Raw genomic sequence first — 14,983 nt, forward strand, 5'->3', positions numbered from 1 at the left:
ACGGGAAAAGAAAATTCCTCCATAGCAGCATGCGCGCAGGGAAATCCCCTACGAATCTTGTCGAGCCCATCAGTTTTCAGCGCGATTGGGAGCGCTGAAGCGGGTGGACGACAAGGTGGTCAGCCCTCGCTGACCACCACACACGGGGGAAACGCATGCACCGCATTCCAGCTTCGCAGTCGCTTCGCCACACCCGCTCCATCCGCCGTTGGGCTCGCGGAGGCGTGGTGGGGCTCCTGGGTTGGGGACTCGGGATGGGGGCGGCGGGTTGCGGGGTGGAGTTGGAGCCGGTGGGGGAGGAGCTGGGGCAGCTGCGCGTGCATGCGCTGTCCGTCAACGGGCTCTCCACCAACGGCCTGTCCACCAACGGCCTGTCCACCAACGGGCTCTCCACCAATGGCCTGTCCACCAACGGCCTGTCGACCAATGGCTTCAAGGACTGGTTCAACCAGGACCCGAGCACGGCGGACGCGGTGATGTCCTACGTGGTGACGTGCGCGGTGGCGGCGGGGCAGACGCGCACCTTCACCAACCCGGTGACGGGGGTGCAGTACACGTGGCTGGGCTCGTTGGGGCTGGCGACGAGCTGGGCGAACGGGGCGGCGGCGACGGAGGCGGAGCAGCAGGTGGTGTCCGCGTGCCTGGCGGCGCACGCGAACAAGTACGGCCTGCACGTGCCCATCTCCGTGCTGGGCCGCGTCGCGGCGACCAGCGATTCCACGCCTCCAGCCATCCCCTACACCCAGGCGGAGCTGGACCTCTACAGCGAGAAGGAGGCCTGCTACTTCGGCAACCTCTTCGACGGCACGGGCGTGTTCGCGGCCAATGACCAGCCGTACCTCACCGCGGAGCGGAGCACGCCTCGCACGTGTGGGCTGGCCTCGGGCACCACGCAGCAGTGCCCGCCCATCACCCACCTGGGCATGTGCGCCTCGCTGTGCACGGTGGCCAGGGACGCCGGCAACAACCCCCTGCCCTACTACGCGTCGTGCACGCACAACGCGAAGACCTACCAGCCCATCACCGCGCGCATCCGCCCCGCGGAAATCTATCGGTGCGGGGATGGCGTCTGCCAGTTCACCGAGCGCTGCGGCACGGGCACCACCGCGACGAGCTGCAACGCCGACTGCGGCGCCTGCCCCTGAGGGCAGCGCGCCATCCGCTGCCGCACACTCGCGGCCGGGGCGTGTGGGCCCCTCCCCGCTGTCGGGGGGGACATCCTCGGAGGTGGTGCTAGCCTCACCCCATTCCCGAGGTCGTGTCCGACTGGGGAGGTGGCATGGACAAGCATCACGTCCTGGACGCGCCCGAGGGCGCGGACATCGCGGGCTACCGGGTGGAGGCGTTGCTGGGCGCGGGAGGGTGCGGCGTGGTGTACCGCGCCTCTCGCGACGGGGCCGCCGTGGCGCTCAAGCTGCAGTCGCTGGAGCAGTTGGGGGGCTGGGCCCTGCGCGAGGTGGCCATCCTCACGCGGCTGGCGCATCGCAACGTGGTGGGCTTCCGCGCGGGCGGGCTCTTTCCTTCCGAGTCTCCCGCGTGGCTCTACCTGGCGATGGAGTACGTGAGGGGGCGTCCGCTGGCGCAGTGGGTGGAGGAGGAGAACCCGTCCGCGAGAGGGGCCGCGACGCTGGCGCTGGGCATGGCGCGGGGGCTGGAGGCGGCGCACACGGCGGACGTGCTCCACCGCGACATCAAGGAGGACAACGTCGTCGTGCGCGAGGAGGACGGCACGCCGGTGTTGATGGACTTCGGCGTGGGGGACTACTCGGGGGCGCCCCGGCTGCCGCGCGGGGTGCTGCCGCCGGGCACGCCGCGCTACCGCAGCCCGGAGGCGCTGGCGTTCCGACGCGCGCATCCCGACGGGGTGTATCCGCCCACGTCCGCGGATGACCTGTACGCGCTGGGCGTGGTGCTCTACTGGATGCTCACCGCGCGCCACCCGTTCGTGGACGTGGAGACGCCCGAGGGCGAGCTGGCCGTCATCCACCACCCTCCGGTGTCGCCGCACGTGCTCAACCCGCGGGTGCCGTGGGCGTTGAGCGAGCTGTGCTCGCGGCTGTTGTCCAAGCAGCCCTGGCGGCGCGGCACCGCGAGCACGTGGTGCTCGGCGCTGGAGGCGGAGCTCGCGTCGGCGGACGGTGCGTGGGACGCGCCGCTGTTCCCCGATGTGGCGGACGTGCCCGCCTCCACCGAGGGGACTTGGCCACCGTCGAGAGGGCGGCGCGGCGCGGCCAGCTCGGGTGGACTGCCCGCGTACCGGCCGGCGTCCGAGCCCGAGGTGCCCCGGCTCGTGGTCCGGGCACGGCCCGCGACGGGGACGGCGCGGCTCAAGGGCGTGTCGAGCCTCCTGCTCGCGGTGGTCATGGGTGCGTGTCTGGTGGGTGGCGCGTGCTGGGCCCGGCGCGCGCAGCCCTCGGTGGCGTCGGACCGCCACGCCTCCGAGTCTCCGCGCGCGCGGTGACACACCTCGCGCCCAAGCTTCCACCGCCCAACGCTGGCTCCGACACGGGGGCGCGCCGCCGTCGACTACCCACCTGGAAGTGCTTTCGCCGCCTCGCCAGACGACATCGGCTCCTTGCCCGGGCCGTCCTGGCGGTGTTGACTGGCGCTGTCCACCCGTCCCCGCGCGTTCCACGGGATGGACACCTGACGCTGGGATTGCGACGTGATGACGCTACGAGCCAGGGTGCTGTTGATGTCGGCGGTGGCGCAGCGGCGAGGCACGCTGCGACGCGCCTTCCTGGCACGTCAGGGGATACCGTCCGGCCCGGAAGCTTCCAGCACGACCAGCGCGCGCGAGGCCTCGGGGGCGCTGGAGGAGACGGTGCGCGAGCGCACCGCGGAGCTCGAGGCCGCCAACGCCAAGCTGTCGCGCAGCCTGGAGCAGCTCCACGCCACCCAGGCCCAGCTGCTCTTCGCCGACCGGCTCATCGCCCTGGGCCGCATCGCCGCGGGCGTGGGCCACGAAATCAACAACCCCCTCGCCTTCATCCTCAGCAACCTGGAGTACATCCACCAGGAGCTCCAGCAGAAGGAGCAACTGCCCGAGCGCGAGCGCCAGGAGGTGCTGGAGGCGCTCGCCGAGACGCGCGACGGCGCCGAGCGCATCCGCCTCATCGTGCGGGACTTGCAGACACTCTCGCGCTCCGAGGACGTGGGCAGCGGCCCGTCGGACGTGGGCGCGGTGGTGCGCACCGCGGCGAAGATGGCCATGCACGAGCTGCGGCACCGCGCGCGCCTGGTGGTCGAGTGCGACGGCGTGCCCCCGGTGCAGGGCAACGGCGCCCGGCTGGGTCAGGTGTTCCTGAACCTGCTGCTCAACGCGGCGCAGGCCATCGTCCCCGGTCAGGTGGAGCTCAACGAGGTGCGCGTCGTCGCGAGCGAGGCGATGCCCGGGCGCGTCGTCGCGGTGGAGGTGCGCGACACCGGCTGCGGCATCTCCCCCGAGCACCGCGAGCGCATCTTCGACCCGTTCTTCACCACCAAGCCCCTGGGCGTGGGCACCGGCCTGGGGCTCGCCGTCTGCCACGGCATCGTCACGTCGCTGGGCGGCACCCTCACGCTGGAGAGCGCGCCCGGCCGGGGCAGCATCTTCCGCGTCACCCTGCCCGTGGCCGGCGCCTTCGCCCAGCCCCCACGGCAACTGGACGCGGCGCTCTGACCACCTGGCTGTCGTAGGGCGTCATGCCCTCCATCGGCGGCGCGTACAGGTGCAGCGACACCGCGCCCCGACGCGACGAGTTGTGCACGCGGTGGATGGTGTCCGACGCCTCGAGCAACAAGTCGCCCTCCCGCGCGCGCTCGACGACGGCCGGCAGCAGCCTGTCTCCCGCCCAGTCGTAACGCGTCTCGTCCAGGCTCCCCTGCACGAGCAGCGACACGCCGGCGGAGCCGCCATGGTCATGCACGAGCGAGCCCTGCCCCGGCATCCAGCACACGAGCAGGAGCTCACACGCGTCCGTCTTCGCCAGCGTCCTGCGCACGTAGCGCGCGTCGTCGAACCGGACGAGCGAGCCCAGCAGCCCCCAGTCGGGGCGGCTGTGACGAAGCCGCTCCACCAGCCACGTCAGCGATGGGACGGCGTCCCGACCCTCTGGCAGTGACCAGCCGAGCAGGCTCTTCGTGTCCGGGACCTCACGGTCCCACTCTCCTATGGTGGAGCGCTCTCGCATGGGTCCTCCCGGGATGTGCGTGGGAGTGTGGACACGCCCTCGGACCCTGACCAGGGGTTGCCATCCGATTGTCCACACCGCCAGCGTGGATGCCGTCACGCGCAGGCGGACATAGGATTGCGGCGTGCAAGGACACAGCAGCCCATGGGATGTGGCCATCGTCGGGGGCGGGGCCAGCGGAACATTGTTGGCCATCCACCTCCTGAAGCAGGCACGCGCGCCCCTGCGGGTGCTGCTGCTGGAGCGAGGCCGGAGCGTGGGCCAGGGGCTCGCCTACTCGACCCGCAGCCAGCGTCACCTGCTCAACGTCCCCGCCGGGCGCATGGGCGCCTTCATGGAGGACCCGGAGCACTTCCTGCGCGCCGTGCGGCGACAGGCGCCCGACACGGCGCCCGGAGACTTCGTCCCCCGGCAGCGCTATGGCCAATACCTGGCGGAGGTGCTGGAGGAGACACGCGCGCGCGCGGCCCCGGGGGTGCGGCTGGAGACGCGGTCCGCGCAGGTGGTCTCGATGCGCGAGCACGGCGGCCTGGTGACGCTGACGACCGGGGACGGCGCGGAGCACGTCGCGCGCCGCGCGGTGCTGGCGCTGGGCAACGCGGACCCCGCGGACCTCCGGGTGGAGGACGGCGGGCTGTACGCGAGCCCCCACTACCACCGCTCGCCGTGGGTCCCTGACGCGCTCGCCGGCATCGGCGCGAAGGACGCGGTGCTGCTCATCGGCACGGGGCTCACCATGGTGGACGCCGTGCTGTCGCTGGAGGAGCAGGGCCACACGGGCCCCTTGTACGCGCTGTCGCGGCACGGGCTGCTGCCCCACCGGCACGTGCGGGCCGCCGCGGGCACGTACGACTCGCCCGGCATCCGCGACGTGCTGCGCGCGCTGCGACGCGAGGGCTTGCGGCCCCAGGACGACACCACCCTGCACCCCATCCCCGTGCGCGTGCGCGCGCTGCTCCGGGTGCTGCGGCGCGAGGTGCGCCGGGCCACGGACGCGGGGGCCAGCTGGCGCGCGGTGGTGGATGCGTTGAGGCCGGTGACGGTGCCCCTGTGGCAGCGGCTGTCGGACGTGGAGCGACGGCGCTTCCTGCGCCACCTGCGCTCCTACTGGGACGTCCACCGCCACCGGATGGCGCCCGGCGTCGCCGATGGGCTCGAGCAGCTGATGGAAACAGGACGACTGACGGTGCGCGCGGCCCGGGTGCGCGGCTTCCGGCTGGACGACACCGGCACGGTCCACGCGCGAATCCTCCCGCGAGGCGAGGGCCGCGAGGAGCACCTCCAGGTCCGCCACGTGGTGAACTGCACCGGCCCCGAGGGCACCGTCACCCGACACGGCCACCCGCTGCTCAAGCGCCTGGCGGACGAGGGGCGGCTGCGGCCGGACACGCTCGGCATGGGCCTGGACACCGACAGCCACGGCGCCCTGCTGGACGCGAGCGGGCGGACAGGAGGGCTCCTCTACACCCTGGGCCCCCTGCGCCGGGGGGAGCTGTGGGAGACCACGGCCGTGCCGGAGATTCGCGCCCAGGCCCGCGCGCTCGCGGACCACCTGCTGGCCCGGCTGAACCATGGCCTCCTGCCTCCCCGCCGCAGTGCCGGCTGACCCCCGGGCCGGACGCTGGCCCCCAGGCCCAGACGGCGAGTGAAGTCACGGAAGGATGACGCGGCGAGTCCCCGGAGCGGGGGTTTCATGCGAGGCTCCGCCCGCCGGACTCCCCCTCATGGCCCTCCACCGTCCCCTCTACACCCTCGCTGGCGGCGCACTCGCCGTCCTCCTCGCCTGCGGGGGCGGGTGGGCGTACGTGAAGCTGCGCACGGGGCCCCTGGAGGAGCGGCTGGTGCGGGAGGTGGGGGAGCTGTCGCGCACGAGCTACGCGCGGCCCTCGCACGTGAATCCCTCGGTCCCGGGCAGCTTCGCGCGCCACCTGGAGCCGCTGCTCGAGCCCGTGCTGCAGCTGTATCAGGAGCAACAGAAGCCACAGGGGAACTCGGCGCAGGGGCAGCCCTGTCGGGACGTGGCGGACGGGAAGCTGCCCACGTCGGCGCTGACGCAGGGTTGTGAGCAGGCGCTGGAGCGGGCCCGGCCGTTGCTCGCGCGGGTGCTGCTGGCGACACACGCGGAGGTGGGGGGGCTGCCCGAGCGCTTGGGGGCGCTGGCGCCCCTCACGCCCGCCCGCGCCAATGGGCGGTTCGCGCTGATGTACGTGGTGCACCTGGCGGCGTTGGAGACGCGGGTGCGGCTGTCCCACGGGCAGGCCTCGGCGGCGCTGGATGTGTGTCTGGACGCGCTGGCGCTCAGCCGGGAGCTGGAGCTGGGGGGAGGCATGGAGGGGCAGCTGCTCTCCGCCACGGGCCACGGCGTGCTCTATCACCCCTGCGCGGACGCGCTGGACGCCGCGCCGCTGGAGCGCAAGCGCCTGGCGATTTCGCAGCTGGCGCGCCTGGCGGATGGGTACGCGCCCTTCTCCGTCACGCTGCGGCAGGAGTCGGTGCTGCTGCAGCTGGTCCACTTCCGGCCGCTGCTCTCCGAAGAGACGCTGGCGCGGCTGCCGGCGGGGAGCCAGGACATCGTCCCGCCGGAGCTGCTGGGACTCGCGCCTCCGGACGACAACGCGCTGACGGCGCGGCGCGCGTGGTGGCAGCTGGTGGAGGGCTTCGACGCGCTGACGGCCGCCGCGGACCTGCCCACGGGGGCGCGCCGGCGCGCGTTCGCGCTGCTGGAGCTGGGCACGCTCAGCCTCCACGGTCCGGACGTCGTCACGTATGGCGAGTACGCGGAGCGGCTGGATTTGCGCCGGCTGCAGCACGACGCGCTCATCACGCTGGCGGAGGTGGACCTGGCGCGCGCCGAGCGGGGGCACTGGCCGGACTCGCCGCCCCGCCACAAGGACTCCTCCTTCGTGCTGGAGCCGATGGGGCCCACCGAGGCCCGGCTGCGTCCCTGCTCGCGCGCGTACGCGGCCCAGGGGCTGCGCGTGACGGCGGACCTGGCGCGACAGCCGGGGCCCTGACGCACGGCGTCCACCCGCGCCTCCCGGGACTGCAGGCGAGCAGGCCCCGGTCAGCGGCCTGCCCGGCGGGTGCGTCAGGGCTACCTTGCCTGAGGACGCCAAGCCAGAGCCCTGGAGGGGGAGATGAATCCACCACACGCACGTCGTGCGGCGTCGGACGCGCACGGGGCTCGTCGCGAGGAGTCGGCACGCGAGGCACGGTGCTCGCCCGATGCCCGTCGGCGCGTGCCGGACACGAACGGGCCTCGGCGCGTGGACCCGGAGCAAGCGGCGCGGAGTTCGCCTGGCGCACGTCATCTCGCACCGAACCCGCCCGAGGCTCGTCGCGCGGAGCTGGCGCGATGAGGGCGGGCCGCTTCGTCGCGGACCTCGACTCTTCGGCCGCGCTGCTGCGGGCGCTCGCGGCCTTCCTGCACGGCCGGGACGCTCCAGCGCTGGGAGCCCACCGCCACACGCATCCGCTGTTCGAGGCGCTGGCGCCCGCCGTCAACCGCCTGTCGGTGCCGCTGCGCGAGGTCGCGTGGGTGCGCGGCGCGCTGGCGGAGGCGCTGACGCCGAGGGCCCTCGCGCGCTTCGACGCGGAGGCCCTCGCACGCTGGGTCGTGGGCCGCTACCCGAGGCGCCGCTACCCGGCGGCCGTGGTGGGCGCCACCAACGGCGCGCTCGTCCACCTGTGCGCCGCGCTGGGAATCCCGTGGCTGCCGCAGACGCATCTACTTTCCGTGCGCCATGACGGCCAGGTGCCCGTGGACGAGCCGATGAAGACCCTCGGCTTCGCGCGCGAGCCCGCACGTCGTCTGTTGGAATCCCATCCGGACCTGCAGCTCCACCACACCCACGACGCCAACCACGACCGGCTCCTCCTCCAGGGGCTGACGCACTTCCGGGTGAAGCGACGCGGACTGAGCCCCGCGTACATCCGCTTCCTGGAGGAAGCGCTGGAGCCCGGCGCCACCCTCTTCGTGTCCGAGTGCGAGCTGCGCTGGCCCACGCTCCAGCAAGGCGAGCGGCATGTCTTCCAACAAGGCTCGCTCGGCGGCGCGAGCCCGGACGAGTACTACCTGGGCGGCCCTCGCGTGGAGGCCTACCTGCGCAAGCAGGGCTCGTCCCTGACGCGCTGGCCATCACCACCGCCGGACAGCGACAGCCCGGAGGCGGAGTGGGGCTTCGAGCCCGCCCTGCGCGAGGACCTGCTGCGGCTCGCACGCAAGCGGCGCTGGAGACTCAAGCGCATCGTCTACCCGGAGCCGGAGGCGCTCAGCCCGCTGGTGGCGGACCTGTACCGGCACTGGTACCGCGAGCGGAAGATGCCCTCCGGCAAGCTGCTGGCGGAGTGCTCCATCCTCCTGGAGCCCTGGTGGACGCTGCGCACCGGCGCGGTGCCGTTCTGGATGGTGCTCAACACGCGGGCCTCGGCGCGCGCGCTCGAGCGCTACCTGGACCGCTCCACACCGTGGGACGCGATGTACCTGACGCTCTGCTCACGCGGGGTGGAGTCCATCGGCCTCGCCACGATGGAGCACTGGCGCGAGCTGCTGTCGCGAGGCCGCACCCGGGGCCAGCTGCTCGGCGTGGACGCGCGGGAGTACCCGCGCGACTTCGCGTCCTTCGTGCGCTACCACCCGGCGATGCGGCGCGCGCTGTCCGCGCATCACTCCACCCGCGAGCGCTTGAGGCCGGAGCAACTGGACGCGTTCCTGAAGCAGCACGGTGAGCGCTACGCCGTGCAATGGCTGGAGACGGACGTGCGCCCGCGCCACCAGAGCGCGGACGTGGCCTCCTCCTGGTTCCAGTAAGGACTCAGGCGGCCGACACCGCCACCGAGCCGAGTCCCTCGACGACGAGCTTCACCCGGTCTCCCGGCTGGAACATGTGCGCGATGGTCGCCGCGCCCGCCAGGACGATGCTCCCCGCGGGCAGCACCTGTCCGCGCTTCGCGAGCAGCTCACACAGCTGCACCAACGACAACACGGGGTCCCCGGAGATGGCGTCCGAGCGGGCCGAGTGCGCCAGCGCGTCGTTCACGAACATCTTCATCTCCAGCCGCGTCAAATCCATGGCGCGCGGCGGGTGCTCCTGGGTCCCCAGGACGAACAGGGACGAGGACGCGTTGTCCGCCACCACGTCCGGCAGGGAGAAGTACTTGAAGTCGCGGTAGCGCGAATCGAGGATCTCCATCGCCGCGAACACGGACTCACACGCATCCAACGCCTCGTCGCGCGTCACGGTGCCCTTGAGCTCGCGCGCGGTGCGGAAGGCAATCTCGGGCTCGATTTTCGGGTGGATGCCCTGGGCGAGCGACACCACGCCGTCCGCCTGCACGCGCATCTTGTCCGTGAGGACGCCATACACGGGCGAGTCCAGGTTCATCTGCCGGCGCTTGGCCTCGGACGTCAGGCCCATCTTCAATCCCACCAGGCGCTCACCGGCCGCGAGCCGCAGCTTCAGCCCCTCCTCCTGGATGGCGTACGCGTCCGGCACGGACAGCGCGGGCAGCTCGTTGGTGAAGGGCGGCACCTCCCGCCGCTCCCGCCTCGCGTCGTCCAGTCGTCGGGCCAGCTCCGCGGGGTTCACAGTCCCAGTCATCGCATCCCTCTTCTGAGTCCGCGGCGCGGAAAGCCGGCGCCGGGGGGCGCGCAGCAGAGCAGCTTTCGCGGTGTCGGGCGAGGGTTGCTCGCATCGGCCGTCACCGGGGTATAAGCCCGAGGACCCGGGATTGGGGGTGTCTCCCGGGCTGGCATCGAGCGGTCGCCATGCGGCATCACCCCGACGAGACCTCCCGGCCGGGGCGGGCTCCACCGAAGCAAGGACTCGACTTCATGCGCTACTCTTGGCTCTTCGCGGCAGTGCTGCTTCCCTCCTCCATCGCGCTGGCGGATGACCGCGGCCGACACACCCACGATGGCTTCTACCTGCGCGGTCAGCTCGGCCTGGGCTACACGCACTCGGCCGCCGTGGGACAAGGCGTGGACCTGGCCCTCAAGGGCGGCGCGGGCACGCTCAACCTGGAGCTGGGCTTCGCGCCCATCAACAACTTCATCCTCTACGGAAAGCTGTTCGGCACCTCCACCCCCAACCCGGACATCGAGGTGGAGGGCGTCACCATCGAGGGGGACGAGGACGACGACGTGGCCAGCAACTACGCCGCCATCGGCGTGGGCCTCGCGTACTACTTCATGCCCGTCAACTTCTACCTCTCCGGCGCGGTGGTGGCGAACCAGCTCAGCGCCTCGTACGAGGGCGAGACGGAGGCGGAGACCGACACCGGCGTGGGCCTGCACCTGGGCCTGGGCAAGGAGTGGTGGGTGAGCGACAACTGGGGCGTGGGCATCGGCGCGGAGCTGGCGCTGGGCCGCATCCGAGGCGAGGGCAACGACGACTGGAACGTCACCCACTTCTCGCTGCTGTTCACCGCGACCTTCAACTGAAGTGAGGTCGCGCGCCGGGCCGTGACGCCTCCTCGAGCCGAGGAGCTCACGGCCCGGTCCGCATCAGGCGCTCAGCCCTGCTGGTTGAGCCCGGCGACCATGGCGCGCACGGCGGCGCGCGGGCTCAGGCGCACCATGAAGGCCCCCACCGCGTTGGCCACGCCGTGGATGGCCAGCACGCGCCCGCGCATCATCTTCGCGTACGCGTGCTCCACCACGTCCGGGGCCTTGGCCACGCCGGTGCGCTGGAACAGGCGGGTCTTGTCGTTGCCCGCGCGCTGGGCGAACTCGGTGTGCGTCGCGCCGGGGCAGTGGCACGTCACCGTCACGCCCGTGCCCTTCAGCTCGTAGGAGAGCGCCTCCGACAGCGACACGACGAAGGCCTTGGTCGCGTAGTACGTGGCCATGTAGGGCCCCGGCTGGAAGCCGGCGGTGGAGGCGACGTTGAGGATGCGGCCGTGGCCGCGCTCGCGCATGGGCCGGGCGAACAGGTGCGTGAGCTTCAACAGCGCGGTGCAGTTGACCTCCACCATCTCCCCCTCGCGCTTCACGTCCTGGTCCAGGAAGGGGCCCGCGGAGCCGAAGCCCGCGTTGTTGACGAGGAACTCCACCACGAGGCCGCGCTCAGCCACCTGCGCGAAGAGCTGCTCGGGCGCCTCCGGCCGCGTCAAATCCGCGGGCAGCACGTGGGCTGTCACCCCGTGCTCCTTCTGGAGCGTCGCGGCGAGCGCCTCCAGGCGCTCGGCACTGCGAGCGACGAGGATGACGTCGTGTCCGTCCCGAGCGAAACGCCGCGCGAACTGCTCACCCAACCCCGCCGATGCTCCGGTGATGAGGGCCACCTTGCGTGACATGTTGTTTCCTCCCGGGGCGTTTATAGCCGAGCGGGAGCGGGACGCACGTCAGGTGCTCTCGCGTCGGGGCAGGGTCACCTCGAAGTGGCTGCCCTTCTCCGGCTCGCTCGCCACCTGGATGGTGCCGCCGTGGGCCTCGACGATCTGCCGGGTGACGTAGAGCCCCAGGCCCAGGCCGCCGTAGTGACGCTCGCTGACGGCGCGGCCGAAGCGCTCGAAGATGTGGGACTGGTACTCGCGCGCGATGCCGATGCCCGCGTCCTCCACGCGCACCACCACGTCGTCCCCCGCGTCCTCCAGCTCCAGGCGCACCGGCTGGCCCGCGCCGTACTTCAGCGCGTTGGCGAGCAGGTGCGTCAACACCTGCTCCAGCCGGCAGCGGTCCCAGTGCCCCTTCACGTCCCCGTGCGTGGTGAGCGACACCTCGCTGCCAGCCTGGCTCGCCGCGAGCGCCAGGCGCGTCTTCACCTCGCGCGCCAGCACCTCCAGGTCCACGTCCTCACGGTGCAAGGACAGCCGTCCGCTGGACATGCGCGAGACATCGAGCAGGCCGTGCACCAGCCCCGACAGCTTGTCCACCTGGCGCTGCACCACGTCCAGCTGCGAGAGCACCAGCGACGTGGGCAGGTAGGGCCTGTCCTTGGGCGTCTGCTGCCGCAGCCACTGCAGGCGCAGCTGCAACGGCGTGAGCGGCGTCTTGAGCTCGTGGCTGGCCACGGCGAGGAACTCGTCGCGCAAGAGCACCGAGCGGCGCGCCTCGCGGTAGAGCCGGGCGTTGTCCAGGAACAGCGCCGCGCGGCGGGCCAGGTCCTGCGCCGTCTCCAGGTCCGCCTGGCTGTAGTGGCGCGAGGGGCGCACCGCCAGGAACGTGAGGGCGCCCAGCGAGCGTCCCCGCGCGACGAGCGGCACGGACATGATGCCGTGGAAGCCCACCTCGCGCATCGTCTGGTAGTGCGCCTCGCTCACCGACACCCGATGCAGCCACGCGTCGTCGACGTCATCGACGAGCAGGGACTCGGCGTGGCGGGCCACGCGCGTGGTGGGGTGGATGCTGCCCTCGGGCCCGGGAGGGAACTCGCGCACGCGCAGGGCGAGCGGCGCATCGCGCGCGTCGGCGTGCGCCACGGACGTGCGCTGCACGGCGCCCCCCTCGTCGATGATGTCGACGAAGCACCAGTCCGCCATGACGGGCACGCTGAGGCGGGCCAGCGTGTCGAGCGTCACCTTGGGGTCGAGCGACGACGAGGCCAGCAGGCGGCTGGCGTCGGAGAGGAAGGCCGCGCGGTGCTCGGCGTCCTCGGCCTCCGTGCGCGCCTGTTGCTCCTCCCGCAGAAGGCGGGCGGACTCCAGCGCCAGGCCCGCGAGGCGGGCGAGCCGGGAGAGGGCCAACTCGTCCTCGCGGCTGAAGTCCCCCACCTCCCGGTCGAAGAGGTAGAGCACCCCCGCGTTCGAGGGCAGCGCCACCGCCAGCCGACCCCGGGGCTCCGCGCCCCGCGTGGCGGCGCGGCGCTCCCGCCGGGCTCGACCGCCTGCCGAGGGCACGGCGTAGCCGCCCCAGACCTCGTAGGCGCGCGAGAGCGAGGTGACGCTCGCCCCCCGCGTCCTGCCGGGAGCAGGCGTCAGCACCACGGTCGCCTGGTGCGCGCGCGTCAGCCGGCGGGCGACCTCCACGAGCACCGTGAGCGCCTCCTCGACGGTGGCCGCCGAGAGGAGCTGCCGTGAGTCCGCATCCGCCGCCGCGCGCGCCTCTTCCTCGGACATCGGCGCGACAGGTTCCATGGGCATGTCTGACTCCCTTTACACACAACCCGGTCCGGCCCCTCGCGCCTCCAGTCCTCCGTATTCCCCCGCCGCTCGCCCACCCTCCAGGCAGCCGGAGTCGTCACCCGTTTGACGCGAGAGGACGACGCTCCGAGGCGCGCTTTCCGTGATGCTGGTGACGGCTGGCTCGGTTGCGTACATTGCGCCCCGTTCGACCCGGGCCCCCGCGCTCCCCCTGTCTCCCGGCACCCGAGGGACCAGGCGCTCGCGAGCCATCCCGGGGACGGGCGCACGGAGGGCTCGGACATGCAGAAGGTGCTCAACTACATCGGCGGAGAGCTCATCCCCGCGCGCGGCGGCCAGTGGCTGGACAAGCCCGAGCCCGCGACGGGCAAGGTCTATGCGCAGGTGCCGGACTCGGACGCCACGGACATCCAGCACGCAGTGGAGGCCGCCCAGCGCGCCTTCCCGGCCTGGGCCGCCACGCCCGCCGCCGAGCGCTCGCGCCTCCTGCGCAAGGTGGCGGACACGATTCGCGAGCGACTGGACGCGTTCGCCCGCGCGGAGTCCATCGACTCCGGCAAGCCGCTGTCGGTGGCGTCCAGCGTGGACATCCCGCGCAGCATCCTCAACTTCGAGTTCTTCGCGGACGCGGTGACGCAGTTCTCCAGCGAGGCGCACGCCACCGACGGCGTCGCGCTCAACTACACGCTGCGCTCGCCGCTGGGCGTGGTGGGCTGCATCTCGCCGTGGAACCTGCCCTTGTACCTGCTGACGTGGAAGCTCGCGCCCGCGCTGGCCATCGGCAACTGCGTGGTGGCCAAGCCCTCCGAAGTCACGCCGATGACGGCGTTCCTCCTGTCGCAGGTGTGCCGCGACGTGGGTCTGCCGCCCGGCGTGCTCAACATCGTCCACGGCCTGGGCCCCAAGGTGGGCGCGGCCATGAGCGAGCACCCGGACATCCCGGCCATCTCCTTCACCGGCAGCACCCGCGTGGGCGCGGAGATTGCCCGCGTGGCCGCGCCGAGCTTCAAGAAGCTCTCGCTGGAGATGGGCGGGAAGAACCCCAACGTCATCTTCGAGGACTGCGACTTCGAGGAGGCGCTGGCGACGACGGTGCGCTCGTCGTTCTCCAACCAGGGGCAGATCTGCCTCTGCGGCCCGCGCATCTTCGTGCAGCGCCCCATCTATGAGCGCTTCCGCGACGCGCTGGTGGCGCGCACGCAGGCGCTCAAGGTCGGTGACCCGCTGGAGGCCGGCACCGAGCAGGGCGCGCTGGTGTCCCAGCAGCACTTCGACAAGGTGATGGGCTACATCGACCTGGCGAAGCAGGAGGGCGGGCGCGTGCTCGCGGGTGGCAAGCGCGCGAGCCTGACGGGCCGCTGCCGCGAGGGCTGGTTCGTGGAGCCCACGCTCATCGAGGGCCTGGACGCAAGCTGCCGCACCAACCAGGAGGAGATCTTCGGCCCGGTGGCCACGCTCATCCCGTTCGACACCGAGGACGAGGTGCTCGCGTGGGCGAACTCGACGAAGTACGGCCTGGCGGCGAGCGTGTGGACGCGGGACGTGAAGCGGGCGCACCGCTTCGCCTCGCGGCTGCACAGCGGAATCGTCTGGGTGAACTGCTGGATGCTGCGTGACTTGCGCACGCCGTTCGGCGGGGTGAAGGACTCGGGGGTGGGGCGCGAGGGCGGCTGGGAGGCGCTGCGCTTCTTCACCGAGCCGAAGAACGTGTGCATCAAGCTGTGACGCGC

General features: G+C 72.2%; 12 protein-coding genes. 8 read left to right on the forward strand and 4 right to left on the reverse strand.

The genetic code is table 11. The features are described from left to right. Nucleotides 1-155 precede the first annotated feature (155 nt). The 3 genes from VZQ01_RS14295 to VZQ01_RS14305 all read left to right on the forward strand — a co-directional run bounded on the left by VZQ01_RS14295 (nt 156) and on the right by VZQ01_RS14305 (nt 3,661). Nucleotides 156-1,145: a hypothetical protein gene (locus VZQ01_RS14295; RefSeq protein WP_223783560.1), complete on the forward strand. Its 990-nt coding sequence runs from the start codon at nt 156-158 to the stop codon at nt 1,143-1,145. A gap of 134 nt (nt 1,146-1,279) precedes the next feature. Further along, nucleotides 1,280-2,461 (forward strand): serine/threonine-protein kinase, encoded by a 1,182-nt coding sequence (locus tag VZQ01_RS14300; RefSeq protein WP_426748099.1) that lies wholly within the window; start codon nt 1,280-1,282, stop codon nt 2,459-2,461. Nucleotides 2,462-2,668: 207 nt separating this feature from the next. Continuing rightward, complete coding sequence (locus tag VZQ01_RS14305) at nt 2,669-3,661, forward strand: sensor histidine kinase (RefSeq protein WP_426748966.1); 993 nt, start codon at nt 2,669-2,671, stop codon at nt 3,659-3,661. Here VZQ01_RS14305 and VZQ01_RS14310 read toward each other — a convergent pair. Continuing rightward, nucleotides 3,600-4,172, reverse strand: a complete 573-nt coding sequence (locus tag VZQ01_RS14310) for a cysteine dioxygenase (RefSeq protein ID WP_426748100.1) — start codon at nt 4,170-4,172, stop codon at nt 3,600-3,602. The two genes, VZQ01_RS14305 and VZQ01_RS14310, sit on opposite strands and share 62 nt — an antisense overlap. 187 nt (nt 4,173-4,359) lie before the next feature. Between VZQ01_RS14310 and VZQ01_RS14315 the strand changes: the two genes are divergently transcribed. The 3 genes from VZQ01_RS14315 (at nt 4,360) to VZQ01_RS14325 (ending at nt 8,982) form a co-directional block, all read left to right on the forward strand. Beyond that, nucleotides 4,360-5,778, forward strand: a complete 1,419-nt coding sequence (locus VZQ01_RS14315; RefSeq protein WP_426748101.1) for an FAD/NAD(P)-binding protein — start codon at nt 4,360-4,362, stop codon at nt 5,776-5,778. Nucleotides 5,779-5,896: 118 nt separating this feature from the next. Then, nucleotides 5,897-7,186, forward strand: coding sequence for a hypothetical protein (locus tag VZQ01_RS14320; RefSeq protein WP_267698060.1), 1,290 nt, complete (start codon nt 5,897-5,899; stop codon nt 7,184-7,186). Between the two features lie 341 nt (nt 7,187-7,527). Next, a complete protein-coding gene (locus VZQ01_RS14325) occupies nt 7,528-8,982 on the forward strand; it encodes a hypothetical protein (protein ID WP_426748102.1) in 1,455 nt (484 codons plus the stop codon). Between the two features lie 4 nt (nt 8,983-8,986). Here VZQ01_RS14325 and VZQ01_RS14330 read toward each other — a convergent pair whose 3' ends face one another. After that, a complete protein-coding gene (locus tag VZQ01_RS14330) occupies nt 8,987-9,772 on the reverse strand; it encodes a 2-keto-4-pentenoate hydratase (protein ID WP_426748103.1) in 786 nt (261 codons plus the stop codon). Between the two features lie 233 nt (nt 9,773-10,005). Here VZQ01_RS14330 and VZQ01_RS14335 point away from each other — a divergent pair, with 233 nt between their 5' ends. Then, nucleotides 10,006-10,614 carry a hypothetical protein gene (locus tag VZQ01_RS14335; protein WP_141324897.1) on the forward strand — a complete coding sequence of 203 codons (609 nt, stop codon included), beginning with the start codon at nt 10,006-10,008 and terminating at the stop codon, nt 10,612-10,614. A 71-nt stretch (nt 10,615-10,685) separates the two neighbouring features. Here the strand turns inward: VZQ01_RS14335 and VZQ01_RS14340 are convergent, their stop codons facing one another. After that, nucleotides 10,686-11,468, reverse strand: a complete 783-nt coding sequence (locus tag VZQ01_RS14340) for an SDR family NAD(P)-dependent oxidoreductase (protein ID WP_267698062.1) — start codon at nt 11,466-11,468, stop codon at nt 10,686-10,688. 48 nt (nt 11,469-11,516) lie between these two features. Beyond that, nucleotides 11,517-13,253 (reverse strand): GAF domain-containing sensor histidine kinase, encoded by a 1,737-nt coding sequence (locus VZQ01_RS14345; protein WP_426748104.1) that lies wholly within the window; start codon nt 13,251-13,253, stop codon nt 11,517-11,519. A gap of 282 nt (nt 13,254-13,535) precedes the next feature. Between VZQ01_RS14345 and VZQ01_RS14350 the strand changes: the two genes are divergently transcribed. After that, on the forward strand, nt 13,536-14,978 hold the full coding sequence (locus VZQ01_RS14350; RefSeq protein WP_426748105.1) for an aldehyde dehydrogenase: 1,443 nt from the start codon (nt 13,536-13,538) through the stop codon (nt 14,976-14,978). Nucleotides 14,979-14,983: the final 5 nt, after the last annotated feature.

This window comes from Myxococcus faecalis (assembly GCF_050039385.1).
Classification (GTDB): Bacteria; Myxococcota; Myxococcia; order Myxococcales; family Myxococcaceae; genus Myxococcus; species Myxococcus fulvus.